The 18,635-nt window shown below is 52.6% G+C and carries 11 protein-coding genes; 8 read left to right on the top strand and 3 right to left on the bottom strand.

Annotated features, from left to right (window positions below; all coding sequences use genetic code 11):
• The coding region (locus Q0336_RS03015) for an inorganic phosphate transporter (protein ID WP_298525523.1) at nucleotides 1-1,665 on the top strand (1,665 nt) is incomplete at its 5' end.
• Nucleotides 1,666-1,958: 293 nt separating this feature from the next.
• Here Q0336_RS03015 and Q0336_RS03010 read toward each other — a convergent pair.
• Nucleotides 1,959-4,739 (bottom strand): ATP-binding protein, encoded by a 2,781-nt coding sequence (locus Q0336_RS03010; RefSeq protein WP_298525520.1) that lies wholly within the window; start codon nucleotides 4,737-4,739, stop codon nucleotides 1,959-1,961.
• A gap of 1,533 nt (nucleotides 4,740-6,272) precedes the next feature.
• Between Q0336_RS03010 and gcvP the strand changes: the two genes are divergently transcribed.
• From gcvP to gldN, 7 genes are all read left to right on the top strand, one after another.
• Nucleotides 6,273-9,158, top strand: coding sequence for an aminomethyl-transferring glycine dehydrogenase (gene gcvP / locus Q0336_RS03005; protein ID WP_298525517.1), 2,886 nt, complete (start codon nucleotides 6,273-6,275; stop codon nucleotides 9,156-9,158).
• Between the two features lie 163 nt (nucleotides 9,159-9,321).
• On the top strand, nucleotides 9,322-9,543 hold the full coding sequence (locus Q0336_RS03000; protein WP_005467333.1) for a DUF2795 domain-containing protein: 222 nt from the start codon (nucleotides 9,322-9,324) through the stop codon (nucleotides 9,541-9,543).
• 21 nt (nucleotides 9,544-9,564) lie between these two features.
• A complete protein-coding gene (locus Q0336_RS02995) occupies nucleotides 9,565-10,521 on the top strand; it encodes a PorP/SprF family type IX secretion system membrane protein (protein WP_298525514.1) in 957 nt (318 codons plus the stop codon).
• A 23-nt stretch (nucleotides 10,522-10,544) separates the two neighbouring features.
• Nucleotides 10,545-11,978, top strand: coding sequence for an SUMF1/EgtB/PvdO family nonheme iron enzyme (locus Q0336_RS02990; protein WP_298525510.1), 1,434 nt, complete (start codon nucleotides 10,545-10,547; stop codon nucleotides 11,976-11,978).
• Nucleotides 11,979-12,001: 23 nt separating this feature from the next.
• Nucleotides 12,002-12,868 carry a gliding motility protein GldL gene (gene gldL, locus Q0336_RS02985; protein ID WP_298525507.1) on the top strand — a complete coding sequence of 289 codons (867 nt, stop codon included), beginning with the start codon at nucleotides 12,002-12,004 and terminating at the stop codon, nucleotides 12,866-12,868.
• Between the two features lie 12 nt (nucleotides 12,869-12,880).
• Entirely contained in the window at nucleotides 12,881-14,434 is a 1,554-nt protein-coding gene (gene gldM, locus Q0336_RS02980) for a gliding motility protein GldM (protein WP_298525505.1), read from the top strand.
• A 23-nt stretch (nucleotides 14,435-14,457) separates the two neighbouring features.
• Nucleotides 14,458-15,483 (top strand): gliding motility protein GldN, encoded by a 1,026-nt coding sequence (gene gldN / locus Q0336_RS02975; protein ID WP_298525503.1) that lies wholly within the window; start codon nucleotides 14,458-14,460, stop codon nucleotides 15,481-15,483.
• A 164-nt stretch (nucleotides 15,484-15,647) separates the two neighbouring features.
• On the opposite strand, the gene Q0336_RS02970 is transcribed toward gldN, so the two are convergent.
• The gene (locus Q0336_RS02970) at nucleotides 15,648-16,679 is read right to left on the bottom strand and encodes a 2-oxoacid:ferredoxin oxidoreductase subunit beta (protein WP_298525500.1); all 1,032 of its coding nucleotides are present in this window, start codon (nucleotides 16,677-16,679) and stop codon (nucleotides 15,648-15,650) included.
• 4 nt (nucleotides 16,680-16,683) lie between these two features.
• The gene (locus tag Q0336_RS02965; RefSeq protein ID WP_298525497.1) at nucleotides 16,684-18,543 is read right to left on the bottom strand and encodes a 2-oxoacid:acceptor oxidoreductase subunit alpha; all 1,860 of its coding nucleotides are present in this window, start codon (nucleotides 18,541-18,543) and stop codon (nucleotides 16,684-16,686) included.
• Between the last annotated feature and the right edge of the window lie 92 nt (nucleotides 18,544-18,635).

Genomic DNA, 18,635 nt, shown 5'->3' with positions numbered 1-18,635 from the left:
GGTATAGCCATCACCTCGATCATCTACTTCATGCTGATCAAGGGGCTTCAGGAATCGAGCTTCATCTACAAGGACTGGATCCGTGAGAACACATCCGAACTAATCTGGTGGACACTAGGGATCAGCATCATTGCGATGCAGGTACTACACTGGATCGGGGTGAACATCTTCAAGGTCATCGTCCTAGCAGGTACACTGGCTTTGTCACTGGCCTTCGCTGGTAATGACCTTGTGAACTTCATCGGGGTGCCTCTCTCTGGTCTCTCTGCCTACAAGGACTACATGGCTAATGGAAATGGAGCTTACGACACCTACCTCATGGGGGCTAACAATGGCCCAGCTGAGACTCCCATCTACTTCCTCATCGGTTCGGGGCTGATCATGGTGCTGGCACTCTTCTTCTCCAAGAGCGCACAGAATGTGATCAAGACTTCCGTCAACCTATCCCGCCAGGATGATGGTGAAGAGACCTTCGGCTCCTCTCGTATTGCACGTGGTCTAGTACGCACGAGTAGTGCCATCGGTGGCTTCCTAGAGCGCATCGTCCCCAAGCAGACTCGTGCTTGGATCGACTCCCGCTTCAATAAGCAGGAGCTTACCATTGAGCAGGGTGCTGCCTTCGACCTAGTACGTGCCTCAGTGAATCTAGTGCTTGCAGGTCTACTCATCGCTCTGGGTACTTCGCTTAAGCTCCCTCTCTCTACGACCTATGTCACCTTCATGGTCGCCATGGGGACCTCGCTGGCCGACCGTGCTTGGGGTAGAGAAAGTGCTGTAGGTCGTCTAACTGGGGTAATGTCCGTCATCGGGGGCTGGTTTGTCACCGCTGGTGCTGCCTTCATCATCGCGATCATCATCGCTACGCTGATGCACTATGGTGGCTTCCCCGTCATGGTGATCCTCATCGCCGTAGCTCTCTTCCTCCTCTTCAATAGCCATCTACTTCGCCGCAAGAAGGATGATGCTGACGATGCACTCTTCGTCAAGATCCTCACTACCGAAGATCCTCAGAAGATGTGGAGCCTGCTCTCCCAGCATGTCCGTGAGAACCAGATCACGCTACTCGACCGAGTCAGCCGTGACTACCTCGACCTGACCGAAGGGCTCTTTGGCGAAGATCTACGTCGTCTGAAGAAGACAAACCATCATCTCGATGAACACAAGCGTGCCTTCAAGACGATGCGTCGTAAGGAAACGATCTGCCTACGTCAGCTCGCAGCCGACGAAGATATGCTGGAGCGCAACATGTGGTTCCACCTCGGGGCTAATGCCTGCCTTCAGATGATCTACGCGCTAGAGCGTGCTACAGAGGTATCCACTGAACACGTAGATAACAACTTCAACCCTATCCCAGAAGCTTATCGGAATGAGTTTGCACCCATCCGAGATCAAGTAGTAGACTACATCGCCCAAGTCCATCAGCTCATCTCCAGCGCACGCATGGAGGATGCGAAGAAGGCCAAGGATATGGGGAAGGCTCTACGTGAACAGGTCAAGGATATGCGTAAGACTCAGATGAAGCGTGCTCACAAGGGGAGCAAGGAGAATCTCCGAGCTTCGCTGGTCTACTTGAATATCCTCATCGAAACCAACGAGATCCTCGGCAACCTCCGTCACCTAGTAAGCTATAGCCAGCATCTCCTCGACGATAGTGGCGAGGAGTAACAAGTAGCATATACAAGAGCTAACCACGCTCTCCATCGAGCTAAAAGGCAAGCCCCCTCTGCAGTCATCTGCAGAGGGGGCTTGCCTTTTAGCTCGATGATGCACTGCCTTTCGCTTAGCTTTCCCTTAGATGATATGGACGGAATACCAGAGCTTGTAGCCCTTCAAGAGGAAGCAAGAGTAATCCATCTCCATTTCCACTAGAAAGTCCGAACAGTCTACAAGGTAAATCCTAGAACAGATAGAAGAGGCTTATCCCTAGAGGGGATAGCTAGGGCTAGCGACCAGCAGCGCTAGTCACTTGGAGCAGAGCCTCGGCGATACTCCGAAGGGGTGGTGCCATACATCTTCTTGAACGCATGGTAGAAGCTCGATTCATGCTCGAAGCCACAGCGCTCAGCAATATCCTCGATGGTGAGGTTGGGTTGTGTCTCAAGGAGCTGCTTAGCATGCTGCATCTTCACATTGAGAATATAGGCAGCAGGGGTATAGCCTGTCAGAGCTACAAGCTTGCGGTGAAGCTGTCGGGGGCTCATACAGAGCCCTTCGGCTAGAGCATTCACTTCTATCTTACGCTTACCGAAGGAGAGCGCAATGAGATCAATGGCCTTATTGAGGAAGCGCTGCTCAGCCTCCGAAAGCTGATGCTCTTCGCTCTGGTTGCTTTCAAGGGGAGCCTGCTCAGACTTCTGATGCAGTCGACGATGACGCTCGAGAAGTAGCTCAACGAGAGCACGTAGCTCGTCGCTATTGAAGGGCTTCGTTAGGTAAGCATCTGCCCCCGCCTTAATCCCTCGGATACGCTCCTCTTCATCAATCTTAGCTGTCACTACGATGATCGGGATGTGGTCTATGATCTCATTGCTGCGGACGCTTTGGCAGACCTCTAGTCCATCCATCTCGGGCATCATCAAGTCTGTGATGATGAGATCGGGCACTAGTTCGAGGGCTCGCTCAAGCCCATCCTTACCATTCTCTGCATAATAGACCGCATAGCGATCCGAGAGCAAGGTACCCATGTAGCGGGCAATATCCTGATTGTCCTCGATGACGAGGAGGCGACAATCATTATTCTCTGTCTGATCCTCAAGAGGCTCCTCTACCTCTAGGGGGGATGTGCTGGGGGATGCTTGGGTGAAGGCTGGCACTCCTTCATGGTGTATAGGTAACCGGATCATAAAGGTCGTACCGACTCCTAGGGTACTTTTCACCTGAATGTCTCCTGATATGGCATCAATAATCTGCTTTACTAGTGCTAGACCTACACCTGAGCTCATCCCTCGGAGGTTGCTCTCAGCCTTGTAGAAGGGCTCGAAGATATGAGGGACTGCCTCTGGGGGAATGCCTTCACCAGTATCAGCTACCTCAAGGTACAGCTGTTCCGCCTCCTTCCAAGTCTTTACGCTGATGCGCCCACCTTCGGGGGTGAACTTCAGAGCATTGGAGAGCAGGTTATTGAGTACCTTCTCTAGATAGTCGGGGACAAAGTCCATCTCTACCGCCTCTCGGGGATGATACTGCAGATCGATCTGGCGACTCTCGGCATAGTCTCGGTAGGTCTCTACCAGCATCTGTATATGGGCGGAGATGTCACCACTGCGCCACACAGAATCTCCGACTGCAGACTTGATGCGTGAGATGTCTAGAAGCTGATTGATCAGAGCTAGGAGATTCTTCCCTTGTCGCTCGATGACATGGATCTTCTCCTTCACCTCACAGGGTACAGCATCCTCTCGCTGAAGATCATGGCTTAGACCGAGGATCACGGTGAGAGGTGTACGGAACTCATGAGTTACGTTCGTGAAGAAGTTCTCCCGCATCGAGGACATTTGCTTGAGTGAACGGTGCGTATGAGCACGTAGCCTCTGGACATAGAGGAGGATGACTACTAGACCGATCAAGAAGAAGACCGTCAGAGCAAAGATACCGAAGCCGACATTCCTTTTTGTTCGCTCAGCCTGCAGCTTGAGTTGCACCTCGTTCATCTGCTGGCGCTGTCGATTGCGTTCGATATTGATGCTTATATTCTGGATGCGGTTCATCTTCTCGATGTTCACCACGCTATCCTGCAGCGACTCTGCTATCTCCCTATTCTCTAGAGCTCGGCGATAGTCACCGAGACGACTATAATAGCTGTAATAGAGGGAATGGATCTCTGCGAGATGCTCATTGGAGCGAATCCGCTCAGCGATCGTCTTGGCTCGACTCAGGTATTCCTCTACGTGGGCATCATCCTTCGTATCATTATAGATACCAGCTAGAGCGATGAGCGAAGCAAGAGCATGCCACTCATCCTTTGAAGCCTTCATCAAGGCGTAAGCCGATTGATACTCACGCTCTGCCTGATCATACTGATGGGCCTTCTGGTAGAGTGAGCCATAGAATGTATGGCAAAGCGAGATACCGAGGGTACTACCCGCCTCTTGGTTGAGCGCCATAGAGAGACGATAGTAGGTCCAAGCGGAGTCGATTTTACCTTGTGATTCGAAGATGGAGCCTAGGTTAGCATAGTTGATCGCTTGTCCTACCCTGCTGCGCAGCTGCTTCTCTCCGACAAGCGCCAAGCGAAGGACCTGCTCTGCCTGCTCATAATTCCCTAGGGTCATGTAGATATTCCCTAGTCCATTGAGCGAGATGACATGGTTCTTCTTCGTTGCATAGGTAGTATCAGTACTTTCTTCAGAGAGCATCCTTGCTAAATAGTGGTACTCTTGGGCCACGTCAAGGACACCCATACGTCGGTAGTTGGTACCTATATCATTGAGAGCACGCACCCACTCGATCGTATCTTTTAGCGCTTCGGCTTGTCGAAGTCCCTCACTATGGATACGCAGAGCCTCATCGAAGTTACTCTCATTGCGCAGTGCTCTCCCCCACTCTCTCAAGGCAACGATACTCCCAAGACGATTTCCTTCGCCTTCGAACTGCTTTTGCTTCTGAGCAAGTGCCGCAATATCTGGTATTGCGAGGACAAGGCTATCTAAGGTCTTACGATACTCTGCTGTGAAAGACTGATGACGTTCTTGACAAGATGATACGAGGAGCATGACAGCCAAGAAGGTAATAAGGGGCATACAGATTCTACCAAGCCATCCCTTCCCTAGGTTCTTTGAATGGGAGGCCTTGGGGTAGCAATGTGCGATCATGCACCACGGTGATATATTCCACTTTATCATCTTAAGTGTGTTATGGTCGTCCATAGAGTGTTGCTCTTTCTCCTAGGCTAGCGATCGGTGCGAGTCTGTTGCGCACACCTACTTACGTCTGGTCGATCGGTAGCTTATTATATTCTCTATCTTGGCTATCCGTACTACAATACAAGTAGTTATAGCACTCCTACTACATAAATGCTTACCACAAAGATGAAAAATCTTTTACCTCCCCCCAAATGAGCTACTTGCATTGATTCCTGTCCCCGAACCATAGAAATCAGAGATGCCAGAGCAAGGAAATCCAAATACACATTGACTATCAACACATTACACACACGATCTATCCTATTACATGTCTTATCATCCACTATAGATGTCCGATTTGGACAGATTAATGTCCGATTTGACTAGTCCCTAACACTAAAGAATGTCTGAAATCAGCAGATTCTTGTCCGTTTAGGACAGCCTCAGAGACCGAATAAGGCCATACATTTGCAGTAGAGAAAGGGAGGAAGCGCCTCCCGACCGAAACGATCTAGCTCTCTTAGCCATCCATGGACAAGAAGCGCAGACAATACAAATAGATCGTAGCACACTAAAATACGAGTCACACAATCCGAGCAAGAGAAAGAGCCTTCCCCCCGATTGGACACGAACTCACGCTTACTTATACGTAAGGGGAAGAGATCTAACGATGAGATCTGCACCATCTGAGTTACGAAAGCTGATGGGCTCCTCTCTAGCAAAGACAACAAGGGGCGGCGGGGGCACAAGTGGGTGCCCGATGAGATCTCCTTAATTATGCCTAGGATGATAATTGGTCATCCCTTGCTAAGGCTTAGAGGAGACAGGGCCATCGATTTCGGGCATCCTTTTTGAGCTTGGTCCTCCCTCCCCTTTCACTCACCCACAACCGACCACACGCAAGCAGTCTTCCCGACCCCACAAGGGTTCTCATGAGGTGAGACGGTGAGGAGCTACCAGATAGCTCTCATCGATAAGCCCCCCTGATACACCGGAGATTCTTCGGATCAGGGGGGCTATGTATTTTATCCCGATGATGACGGCAAATAAGGGGTGCTCTTCTTCCCGCTTACTAATTGGGGTCTGATGAAAGCCCAAGGCACCCATGATGGGTCGCCAATGTTACCCATGATGGGTCACTCGTCCGACCCATGATGGGTCGTATCGATGACCCATGGTAGGCCGCTCATCCCCTTCTCTTACTCCCCTCTCCCTCGCGGCAAATAGGGTCTAAGCTCTAGAGACTATAAGAGAGCGCCCAACAGAGCTAGAAACCAAGGGGAGAAGGACATGAAAGAGGAGTGCTTTCCTAAGATAATTTTATAAGTCCGATGGGGGTACAACCAATACCCAAAATGTCTAACTTTGGTCTGCTGTTGATTTAAACTCAGCGTACGACTAACTACTCATACTTAAGCTAAAGGTTCGCCAATGAACACCAATGACTTTTCCATCCGCCATATAGGCGTGGGGCAGCATGATGCCAAGGAGATGCTTCAGACCATCGGAGTCAAGTCTCTTGATGAACTCATCGATCAGACTCTACCCTCGAACATTCGACTAGAGAAGCCCCTAGACTTGCCAGAGCCCATGACCGAACGGGAGTTCGCTGAGCACATCGCTGACCTAGCTTCCAAGAACGAAGTATACACCTCTTATATAGGGCAAGGCTGGTACGACACGGTCCTACCTCCCGTCATTCAGCGCAATGTCTTGGAGAGTCCAGTATGGTACACCTCTTATACCCCATATCAAGCCGAGATCTCACAGGGTCGTCTGGAGGCGCTCTTCAACTTCCAGTCCGTCATCACGGACCTGACGGCCCTCCCCTTGAGCAACTGCTCGCTCCTAGACGAAGCTACAGCAGGGGCAGAGACGGCTTTCCTCCTCTTCAATGAGCGCTCCAAGGCTAAGGCCAAGGCTGGGGCAAATAAGCTCTTCGTCGACAAGGAAGTCTTCGCCTCGACACGCGATGTCATCCTCACTCGCTGCGCTCCTCAAGGCATCGAGGTCGTCCTCGGGAAGTGGAAGGAGTTTGACTTCAGCCCCGAATTCTTTGGTGCCATCGTACAATATCCAGGTTCGCTTGGAGGAGTCAATGACTACTCTGAGTTCGTCGAGAAGGCTCATGAAGCTGATATCAAGGTTGGGGTCGCCGCTGATCTACTCAGCCTTGTCCTGCTGACCCCTCCAGGAGAATGGGGCGCAGACGTAGTCTTCGGTTCAGCCCAACGCTTCGGTATCCCCATGTACTTCGGTGGACCTTCTGCAGGCTACATCGCTTGTCGTACCGAATACAAGCGCACCCTCCCAGGACGTATCATCGGGCTCAGCAAGGACCGCCTAGGCAAGCCTGCCTATCGCCTCGCACTACAGACACGTGAGCAGCACATCAAGCGCGAACGTGCCACGAGTAACATCTGTACCGCTCAAGCTCTTCTCGCTTCGATGAGCGGCTTCTATGCGATCTATCATGGCCCCGAAGGGCTGAAGAATATCGCTCGCCGTGTCCACTCCTATGCGGGCTTCCTCGCTAAGAAGCTCACTGACCTAGGCTACCGCCTGCTCCACGAAGACTTCTTCGACACGCTCTGTGTCATCCTCCCCGAGGAAGCAGGCTTCGCCGACAAGCTCCGTGAGATCGCCGAAGAGTGTCGTGTGAACCTCTTCTATGCTCCATGTGGTACAGTTGCCCTGCTGAGCATCGACGAGACGACACTGCCCGAAGATATCAGCGTACTCTGCTACATCTTCGCATCGGCCCTTGGTAAGGAGAGCAACTTCAATGACGAAGTAGGCGAGCATACGATCCACATCGACCGCAAGTTCGTCCGTACCTCACCCTTCCTCTCCTACGAGGTCTTCAACAAGTACCATACGGAGACAGAGATGATGCGCTACATCAAGCGCCTAGAGCGCAAGGATATCTCCTTGACGCACTCGATGATCTCCCTCGGGTCTTGTACGATGAAGCTCAATGCAGCTAGCGAAGTCATTCCTCTGAGCAATCCTGCCTTCTGCAACGTCCACCCCTATGCACCAGCAGAGCAGGTACAGGGCTCTCTTGAGCTACTGGAGAACCTCAAGGGGCTACTCGCCACGATCACTGGTCTACCCGTCGTCTCGCTCCAGCCCAACTCTGGTGCTGCAGGTGAGTATGCAGGACTTCGCACCATCCGCTCCTATCACGAAGCTCATGGTGGCGGGCACAGAAATAAGGTACTTCTCCCAGCCTCGGCGCATGGCACCAATCCTGCCTCAGCCTCTCAGTGTGGCTATCAGTGCGTGATCGTAGCTTGTGACCAGTACGGCAACGTCGATTGGGAGGACTTCATGAAGAAGACCGAAGAGCACAAGGATGAACTCGCAGCGATGATGATCACCTACCCAAGTACCCACGGGATCTTCGAGACGAACATCATCGACCTCTGCAAGCGTATCCATGACTGTGGTGCTCTAGTCTATATGGACGGGGCGAACATGAACGCTCAGGTAGGTCTCACGAACCCAGGCTTCATCGGCGCCGATGTCTGCCACCTCAACCTCCACAAGACCTTCGCTATCCCTCATGGAGGTGGTGGTCCTGGTAGCGGTCCTATCTGTATGACCGAAGCCCTCTCACCCTACCAGCCTACCCACGGCTATGGTGTAGACTATGAGCCTATCCAAGGCAATGTCGTCGCAGCTTCGCCTCTCGGTAGTGCAGGTATCGATGTCGTCTCCTATGCCTACATCCGTCTACTCGGAGCAAAGGGTCTAGAGCGTGCTACTCGTACAGCCATCCTCAATGCTAACTATCTAGCCGTTCGCCTCAAGGATACCTACGGCATCGTCTATACGGGCGCTACGGGTCGTGTCGGCCACGAGCTCATCCTCGACTGCCGCAAGCTCAAGGAAGTCTATGGTGTAGATGAGAGCGACATCGCTAAGCGTCTCATGGACTTCGGCTATCACGCTCCTACGCTCTCCTTCCCTGTACATGGCACCTTGATGATCGAGCCTACAGAGAGCGAAAGCAAGGATGAGCTGGATCGCTTCCTCGCTGTCATGCAGTGCATCTGGGAGGAAATGCAGGAGATCAAGGACGGCAAGGCTGATGCAGAAGACAACGTACTGAAGAATGCACCACATCCTGAGTACGAAGTCGTCTCTGACTCTTGGTCACACAGCTATCCTCGTGAGAAGGCAGCCTATCCTCTGGAATACCTCCGCGAGAATAAGTTCTGGATCAACGTCGCTCGTGTAGATAATGGCTTCGGTGACCGCAATCTGGTCCCAGCCTTCTGCGCCTGCATTGCCCCTTCCATTGAGGGCTAGTCTTACCCTTGTAAGCCCCACCCTCCCTCTCCGCTCGGAGTCCGAGGGTGGGGCTTACTCTATCTAGCGCATCAGCACTCCTCGCTAACTAATGAATAATTAGTACTTTTGCGCCTGATATTCTCTAAGCACATAACGACTTTTTGATAAACTAATCTCAGCTATGTACTGGACACTAGAACTTGCATCCAAGCTCGAAGATGCCCCATGGCCTGCCAGCCGTGACGAACTCATTGACTACGCCCAACGCTCGGGAGCTCCTATCGAGGTCATCGAGAACCTCCAAGAGATGGAGGATGAGGGCGAACTCTACGAATCCATTGAAGATATTTGGCCAGACTATCCGAGCAAGGAGGACTTCTTCTTTGACGAAGAGGAATACTAGTTCGTATCAAAGAGCATACTGATGGGCAAGACTACCGCCACATGGGGCTCTAGGCATAAGAGCTTAGCCTGCGTGGGTAGTCTTGCCCTTTCAGCTCTTCTCCCCTCTGCTCTCCTAGCTCAGACTCGCCCCGAAGTCCGGCTCTGGCAGGAAGCTCTACCCTACTACAACCCAGCGGCATCTATCGCTACCGAAGGGGGACAGATAACAGCCCTCTATGGGCACGAGGATAGCCGAAACAAATACTACCTCATACTAGGAGGGGTGCCCCTAGATCTCGTAGGAGGTCAGCACGAAGTAGGAGCTCAGCTCCTACACCATCAGCAAGACCTTTGGGAGCAAACAGCTCTCTCTGCCCGAGGAGCCCTTCGCTTCTTTCTTGGGCAAACACAGAGCCTGCATCTAGGCCTCGAGACTACCCTCTATCGCCTATCCTTCGATGGGAAGAAGGCACAAGAGGAAGGGATCACTAATCTGGAGCTCCCGACGACTAAGACCGAGGGGAAAGCCTTCGACCTAAGTCTAGGGGCATACTATACCGATAGACGACTCTCTGCGGGTATCGCCGTCACGGATGTACTGAGATCTAGTGTAGCACTCAGCGAGCGGTACAGAGCCCAGACGAGCCCTCTATATGTAGCATTCTTGCGCTACCACATCGACTGGGGGCACTCATTTGCCCTCCAGCCCACAGCCTTCGCCTCCTACAGTAAGCCTTTAGGCTGGAGGAAAGAGCTTGGAGCATCTATTTCTTACCAAGACCGCTTCTCTCTAGGAGCTTCCTACCGCTTCCATAGTGCATGGATAGCGCATACGAGCATTAGACTTGGAGATCTTCGGTTAGGCTACCTCCTAGAGCGGGAGACTCGGACACAGAGTAGCCCAGCCTACCGACATGAGATTTTCCTAGGCTACACACTCCCACTTACCCAAGGGAGCAAAGAGGAGACTCGCTACAAGAGTATTCGCTTACTTTGAAAAGGGTAACTTTGACACAGACGATGATGAAGACACGATATACCCAACTCCAGACTCTTCTAGGGGGGCTTCTACTAAGCCTCTCACTCCTTGCTTGTGGAGCTTCCAATCAATCAAGAGGGGGAGAAGTGACAGCTGCCCGACTTGCCTCGTGGGATGAGCCTGCTCCTCATGGGATGGTGCACATCCCGAGGGGACATATCATCCTAGGTTCGGAGCTGAGGGATAGTCTCTGGGGTACACCTGCTGTCAGCCGTGGGATCTCTGTTGAAGCCTTCTGGATGGATCGTACCGAAGTCACGAATGCTCAGTATCGTCAGTTCGTCTACTACGTCCGTGACTCCATCATCCGAGAGCGCCTCGCAGACCCTGCCTTTGGTGGTGATGAGAGCTACAAGATCACCGAAGACAAATATGGAGAGCCCGTAGAGCCTCACCTTGACTGGAGTCGACCTATCCCCTCCGAGAAGCATGCTTCCGAAGAGGAGGTGAGAGCGATCCAGAGTGTCTACTACACCAATCCCGTCACAGGCGAACGTAAGCTTGATCCAACTCAGCTCTACTACCGCTATGAGCGCTATGATCATCGAGCAGCAGCCCTTTGGCGCAACCAGCTCCGTACAGCCCAAGGTAATACCCGCTGGGAGAAGCAACGCCCTGAGACCATCTTGATCTCCAAGGATACAGCTTATATAGATCGCTCGGGTAAGATCATTCGTGAGACCATCACACGTCCACTAGCTAGCGAATACGACTTCCTCAATACGTACATCGTACCTGTACTCCCAGATGAGACTGTGTGGGTCAATGACTTCCCCAACTCGACCAATGCGACCTACACAGCGAAGTACTTCAATCATCCAGGCTATGATGACTATCCAGTAGTCGGAGTGACTTGGGAGCAAGCCCAAGCCTATTGTGCTTGGAGAACATCCTTCTACAAGAAGGGTCTGCGTCTACCTGAAGGGCAAATCGTTGAAGAGTTTCGTCTTCCTACCGAAGCTGAGTGGGAGTATGCAGCCCGTATGGGGAACTCCAAGGTTGTCTATCCTTGGGGGACAGAAGAGGTACGCTCTTGCGATGGATGCTTCCTCGGCAACTTCAAGCCAGGTGATGGGGACTACACTGCCGACCGTCATCTGATCACAGCTCGTGTCTCTTCCTATCCACCCAATGACTTTGGGCTCTTTGATATGGCGGGTAATGTGGCTGAATGGACCAGCACCGCTTGGATAAGCTCTGGACTTCGACTAATCAGTGATGTCAATCCCGAGCTCTCCTATCCCGCAGACTTCAAGGACACTCGTGATCGGACCTTCAAGGTCGTCAAGGGAGGCTCTTGGAAAGACATTGCTCGCAATGTGCAGGCGAACAACCGCACACAAGCAGCACAAAATGCCGCTCATTCCTACATAGGATTTCGCTGTGTACGCTCTGCCGTAGAGTTCAAGAAATAGCCTAACCAAACCCACAACGAGTCATGCAGAGAAAAGTAAGACACCTACGTCGCTTAGAGATCTTCCTCTCTAGTGAGCGAGGCAAGCGCATCCTCAACCGCTTCTATTCGTGGGGGGCTGCCTTCGTCATCCTAGGGGCTCTCTTCAAGCTCCTACATATCCGCTACGGTGATGAGATCCTCCTCGTGAGTATGCTCACAGAGTTCGTGGTCTTCTTCATCTCTGGCTTCGAGCGTCCAGAGAAGACCTACCAATGGGAAGAGGTCTTCCCTGAGCTAAGAAGTGGTAATGAAAGAGACCGAGCTGACGAGATTGCCCGCCGAGAGTTACTCCTCCGCCGTGCTCAAGAGTCAGCAACTGATGGAGAGCTTTCACAGAGTAATACCATGGAGCTATCCTCATCACTTCCAGCAAGCGAACTAGCTCATCTGCGTGAAGCAATCGATCGCTTGGGGGAAGCTACTGAGCAGCTCACTCGTATTGGGAGCGTCTCGGGAGAGATGAAGAAGCGCTACGAGAACATGGCTCTTGACTATGATACCATGGCTCAGCATTCGACCCAGTACTTAGGGGAGATGGAGAGCCTAGCACGCAATGTCACTGGACTCAATGCGATCTATGAGCTCCAACTCAAAGGCATCAGTTCACAAGTAGAGACGATCGACCGAATCAATGCAGGTCTGCAGCACATTCGCTCTATGTACGAAGGGAGCCTCGAAGGAAGTACCACCTTCAGAGAGCAGAATGACCAGCTCATCGGTCAGCTCACCCAGCTCAATGAGGTCTATGCACGTATCCTCCAAGCTTTGACAAGCAACATGGGGATACCAGGTAGCCCACACACACCTTATAGTACCTCATCCGAGCGTAGTGATCTTACCCACAAGTAAGCCTTTGTAGCCATGGCAGTAGGTAGCGGGAGCAATCCCAATAGACAGCGCATGATCAACCTCATGTACCTTGTCTTCATCGCAATGATGGCGCTCAATGTATCTCCTGAGGTTTTGGATGGGTTCTCCCTTGTCGAGGGTGAGTTGCGCCAAGCTACCCAGCACAGCGAAGCTCAGAATGCACGGCTAGCCTCGGATATGCAAGCAGCCTTCACCTCCAACCCTGAGAAAGTTCGCCTATGGCAGGAACGTAGTCGTGAGCTTCAGCTACGATCAGACTCCCTCTATACCTACATCCAAAGTCTTAAGGAAGCGATAGCTATCGAAGCCGATGGTAAAGGAGCTCATCCCGAGTCGCTCCAGCGAAGAGATGACCTCTCTGCCTCATCCGTCGTACTCCTAGGTCCAATACGGCCCAAGGGCACACAGCTAAGAGAGCAAATCGAAGGCTACTGCTCTTGGGTATCCAAGCTCTTCGACCAAGCAAGTCAAGGGACAAAGATCATACAACGACTTAGCACCCCTCGAGGTAGGCAGGGTAAGAGCTGGGAAGAGGAACACTTCGAGAACATCCCTGCCATCGCAGCAGTCACACTCCTAACAAACCTACAGAGCAACATCCGCTATATCGAAGGCGAAGCGCTTGCCGAGCTTCTCAAGGGGATCGATGCCCATGACTACCGCTCCAATCAGCTTACTGCTCAAGTGATCCCAGAGAGTCGGGTAGTCCTCCGTGGTACCCCCTACCAAGCATCGATCGTGCTCAGCAGCATTGATACAACGAAGCATCCGAAGATCTTCGTCAACGGCTCCCTTCTCCCTACGTCCTCTCATGGGAAACTCACCCTCTCTACCCCTACTCTAGGGAACTTCCCTCTGAGGGGGCACATCGAGACAGAGCTCAATGATGGTACGCTTGTACGAAGTAGCTTCGAGAGCAGCTATACCGTCATTGAGCCCATGGCTACCATTGCTCCGACGATGATGAACGTGCTCTATGCTGGGATCGATAATCCTATCAAGATCGCAGTACCAGGGATAGCACTTCAGGATATATCAGCTACGATCTCTAGCGGGACTCTCCTACGCAAGGCCGATCTATGGATAGCTCATCCTACCAAGGCTGGCGGTGAAGTGACCATATCTGTCACAGCTCGTACCAGCAGTGGAGAGACGAAGCCTGTTGCCCAGTCAAAGCTAAGAGTACGCTCGCTCCCAGATCCCATGCCCTACCTAGCTCTGACCTCCTCGAAAGGAGAAGTATCTCGCTTCAAAGGAGGACGCATAGCCAAGAGTAGCCTACTGGAAGCAGGAGGAGTAAAGGCAGCGATTGATGACTCCTTCTTGGAGGTAAGCTATACAGTCCTTCGCTTCCAGCTCATTGCCTTTGATTCGATGGGCAATGCCCTTCCCGAAGCCTCCTCGGGAGCAAACTTCTCAGAGCGACAGATCAGACAGATCCAGAATACCCCTAGGGGACGTCGCCTCTATATCACTGGGATCATTGCCCGAGGGCCAGACGGCATTGAGCGGCAGATCCCTTCCCTAGAGCTCATCATCGGATAAGCCCCTCTCTAGACACTACAGCTATGAAGCAAATACCCCTTCTCCTTCTATCTACAGCATTCGCCCTAGGCATCACCGACCTCTCGGCGCAGGATACTCCTCGTACTCCGGTAGTGCGTAAAGGGACAAAGGCTCAAGGGCAAGCGAATAAGCAGAAGCTACAGCCCTCGATCGATCAGCTCTCAGAGCGAGCTAAGACCTTTGGCACCACCGATAGAGATCCCTACGAACATGCCTCTTGGCTTCGTAGTATCTACCGATCTATTGATCTCACAAGTCGAGCCAATGCCCCGCTCTATTCGCCACAAGTAGCGACCGAGAGGGAGGGAAATCTCTTTGCCCAAATCTTCCTGCTCTATGCCTCTGGCAAGATACCCGTCTACGAGTATATCGACGGGGCAGAGCAACTGGATGAAGCACACCTACTCAGCTTCAAGGATTTCTTGGAGCGCTTCCATATCGACTATATCGAAGGTCGTCCTTCGGATATTCCGTCGAGTGACGTAAAGAGCTACTACCTCAAGGAGGTTCACCTCTTCGACGAAGGGACTTCGACTTATATGACCGAAGTCTCTGCCCTCTGCCCCATACTCAGCGGTATCGGCGACTATGGAGAGCTACGTATGCCACTTTTCTGGGTCAAGTACTCAGATCTACTACCCTACCTGCGGACTCAGAGGATAGCCCTTAGTGCTCAGAATGGTGTCCGCCACTCCACGCTGGACGACTTCTTCCGCCTAGGGCTCTACGAAGGTGAGATCATCAAGGCTGATGACCTCCTTGGACGGACACTGATGGAAGAATATCCCACACCTGAGGCCCAGAAGGAAGCACAAAAGCGGATCGAACGGGAGCTATCGGACTTCCAATCCCAGCTCTACCTCCCTGACAGCATACGACAGAGCGGATCTCCTACGGTCAAGAAGAAAAAGGTAAAGCTTAAGAAACTGAACACATCTAGTTCTCCGAGTCAGCGCCTACCCTCCAAGTCAACCAAGCCCGCTACCACATCTACCTCTCGCTCTGTGCGTGATCGTGGCCAAGATTAGTTTTAGATGGTGGGCATCATAAGCCCCCTAGAAAAGCTTGACCAAGTCGCCCAAACAGAAGGCATAGACCTACAGAAATAAAAGCCACGAGGCCACCTCTCATCTGAGAGGTGGCCTCGTGGCTTTCTTATAGCTGTCTAAGCTGGGTAGTAAGGAGATACTTACTACTTCACTTCCCAGTAAGCATCCTTCATCAGGACATCTTCCAGCGAACGGATGCCAGGCTTCTGAGCTCGGACTTCCTCGATCTGGTCTGTGACAGCTTGGTCGTAGCAGATATCTTCTACCTCACGGATGATCCCGAAGGCAACTGGCATATCATCACTCGTACCCATCATCGCTAGCATCGTGTGGAGCGTAGGATCTACTTCGTGAGCATCATGCGTGAGCACATCATCCAGCGTATAGCCATCTTCGCCGATGGTGACGGCCTTGAGTCGGAGACCATCCAGGACAATACCCTTGTTCTTCTCCTTACCGAAGATCATCTTCTCGCCGTGACGCAGGACGATCGAGCGATCGTCACGCACTTCACGCTGGGCAACACCCTTGTGGATCCCGTCATTGAAGATCACACAGTTCACGAGGACTTCGACGACAGCAGCCCCTTTATGCTTGGCACTTGCTACCATACACTGCCCAAGGAGCTTCATATCGATATCGAGCGAACGAGCGAAGAAGCGACCACGAGCACCGAAGCATAGCTCAGCAGGGATGAATGGATCCTCTACCGTACCGAAGGGTGAACTCTTAGAGACGAAGCCACGAGCAGATGTAGGCGAGTACTGCCCCTTCGTCAGCCCGTAGATGCGGTTGTTGAAGAGGATGAAGTTCAGGTCCACATTACGGCGAATAGCGTGGATGAAGTGGTTCCCCCCGATAGCGAGGCTGTCACCGTCACCCGTAGCGATCCAGACACACAGGTCGGGACGAGCGGTCTTCAGCCCTGTAGCGATGGCTGCTGCACGACCATGGATGGTATGGAAGCCGTAGGCATTCACATAGTATGGTAGACGAGAGGAGCATCCGATCCCTGAGATGACAGCAGTCTTCTCCGTAGGGATACCCACCTCCGCCATGGACTTCTGCAGAGTAGCCAGGACACCATGGTCACCGCAGCCAGGACACCAGCGTACGTACTGGTCACTCTTGAAGTTCTTAGCGTCTAACTTCACTGGGTTTGCATTCGTTTCCATAGGGCTATTCTTCGATAAGTTTGGTGAATTCTTCGACTAGGTGCGAGAGGCTGAAGGGCTGACCTGTGACCTCATTGTACTGCCGTGGGACGAAGTTGTCGATCTTGCCACGCAGATGGCGAGCGAACATACCATTGTTCTGCTCTGCGACAACGACCTTCTTGAAGCGACGAAGGACTTCCTCCGTGTTCTTAGGCAGAGGATTGATGAAGCTGAAGTGAGCATGAGCGACCTTGTAGCCACGATCACGGAGCTTATGAGCTGCTTCGAAGAGGTGACCATAGGTACCACCCCATCCGACGATGAGCGTATCTGCATCCTGATCGCCTTCGACCTCGAGGAGAGGGATCTCGTTAGCGATGTAGTCTACCTTCTCCTGTCGAGTCTTCACCATGAGGGCATGGTTAGCTGCATCGGTGCTGATAGCACTGGTGTTATAGTTCTTCTCCAGACCTCCGAGGCGGTGCTCGAAGCCAGGGGTACCAGGCACAGCCCAGTAGCGCACCTTCGTTTCCTCATTGCGGAAGTAAGGACGCCAGCCCTCTGCTGCTCCTTCGGGGAGCTTAGAGACGTAGTTAGGCTCGATCGTGGGGAGCTCGTGGAAGTTGGGGATGCGCCAAGCAGAGGAGCCGTTAGCCACGAAGGTATCCGTCAGGAGGATCACTGGAGTCATGTGCTCAATGGCGATCTTAGCAGCCCAATAGGCAGCGAAGAAGCAAGTGTCTGGGGTCGTCGCAGCGAGGACGGGAAGTGGAGCTTCACCATTACGTCCGTAGAGGGCCTGCATGAGGTCGGTCTGTTCGCTCTTGGTAGGAAGCCCCGTCGATGGGCCACCACGCTGTACGTCGACGAGTACAAGAGGAAGCTCTGCCATGACGGCTAGACCAAGTGCTTCACTCTTCAGCGCAAGACCAGGACCAGAAGTGGTCGTCACGGCAAGGTCTCCAGCGAAGGAAGCACCGATAGCCGTACAAATACCTGCGATCTCATCTTCTGCCTGCACCGTCTTCACACCCAGAGCCTTGTGCTTAGCGAGCTCATGTAGGATATCCGTAGCAGGAGTGATGGGGTAGCTACCGAGGAAGAGCTCGAGGCCTGCCTGCTCAGCAGCGGCGATCAGCCCGTAGGCCGTAGCCTTATTCCCATTGATATCGAGGTAGCGTCCAGGGACAGGCTTCTGCGTCTCGATGCGGAAGATACTTGCCGTAGCGTGGGTATTCGCACCAAAGTCGAAGCCGTGGTTGAGGGAGGCGATGTTAGCATCACGTAGCTGAGGCTTCTTGCCGAACTTACGGTCGAGGAACTGCTCTGCAGGGCCGAGAGGACGATCGCAGATCCAGCAGATAAGACCAAGAGCAAACATGTTCTTGCATCGGAGTGCAGACTTGGCATCAAGACCAAAGTCCTTCAGCCCCTCCTTGACGATGGAGGAGATAGGAGCGGGGATGACCTGCTGGGTCTTCAGACCGAGCTCCTCGAAGGGTTCTTCGGTCTTGAATTCAGCCTTCTTTAGGTCATTAGCTGTGAAGGAGTCGGTGTCAATGATGATGATCGAATCACGCTTGAGGTGCTTCACACTGACCTTGAGGGCAGCAGGATTCATAGCCACGAGGATATCTGCTTGCTCCCCTGGGGTTCGTACCGTCCGTGAACCTATCTGCACTTGGTAGCCCGAGACACCACTGAGCGTCCCCTGAGGGGCTCGGATCTCGGCTGGGAAGTCGGGGAAGGTAGAGATGGTGTTCCCCGTCATGGCGGAGAGGTCAGAGAAGATCGTCCCCGTGAGCTGCATCCCGTCTCCAGAGTCTCCGGAGAAGCGGATGACGATGTCCTTGAGGGTTTTGACCGCTTTCTGTTCGTCCATAGCTTTTAGTACTACATTGATATAATATTGTGCGCCGGCGCAGACCTTACTCGGCAGGAGTAAGGCAAGTCATCTGGTCTAGGAATTGTACC

This window comes from uncultured Porphyromonas sp., from assembly GCF_938039215.1.
In the GTDB taxonomy this organism is placed as follows: domain Bacteria; phylum Bacteroidota; class Bacteroidia; order Bacteroidales; family Porphyromonadaceae; genus Porphyromonas.
This window is presented reverse-complemented; position numbering and strand designations above follow the sequence as displayed.

Excerpts from the sequence above, each read along its gene's own strand:
- Q0336_RS03010 (WP_298525520.1), bottom strand. The coding sequence starts at position 4,739 with ATGCCCCTTATTACCTTCTTGGCTGTCATGCTCCTCGTATCATCTTGT.
- Q0336_RS03000 (WP_005467333.1), top strand. The coding sequence starts at position 9,322 with ATGTACTGGACACTAGAACTTGCATCCAAGCTCGAAGATGCCCCATGG.
- gldM (WP_298525505.1), top strand. The coding sequence starts at position 12,881 with ATGGCAGTAGGTAGCGGGAGCAATCCCAATAGACAGCGCATGATCAAC.
- Q0336_RS02995 (WP_298525514.1), top strand. The coding sequence starts at position 9,565 with ATGGGCAAGACTACCGCCACATGGGGCTCTAGGCATAAGAGCTTAGCC.
- Q0336_RS02970 (WP_298525500.1), bottom strand. The coding sequence starts at position 16,679 with ATGGAAACGAATGCAAACCCAGTGAAGTTAGACGCTAAGAACTTCAAG.
- gldN (WP_298525503.1), top strand. The coding sequence starts at position 14,458 with ATGAAGCAAATACCCCTTCTCCTTCTATCTACAGCATTCGCCCTAGGC.
- gldL (WP_298525507.1), top strand. The coding sequence starts at position 12,002 with ATGCAGAGAAAAGTAAGACACCTACGTCGCTTAGAGATCTTCCTCTCT.
- gcvP (WP_298525517.1), top strand. The coding sequence starts at position 6,273 with ATGAACACCAATGACTTTTCCATCCGCCATATAGGCGTGGGGCAGCAT.
- Q0336_RS02990 (WP_298525510.1), top strand. The coding sequence starts at position 10,545 with ATGATGAAGACACGATATACCCAACTCCAGACTCTTCTAGGGGGGCTT.
- Q0336_RS02965 (WP_298525497.1), bottom strand. The coding sequence starts at position 18,543 with ATGGACGAACAGAAAGCGGTCAAAACCCTCAAGGACATCGTCATCCGC.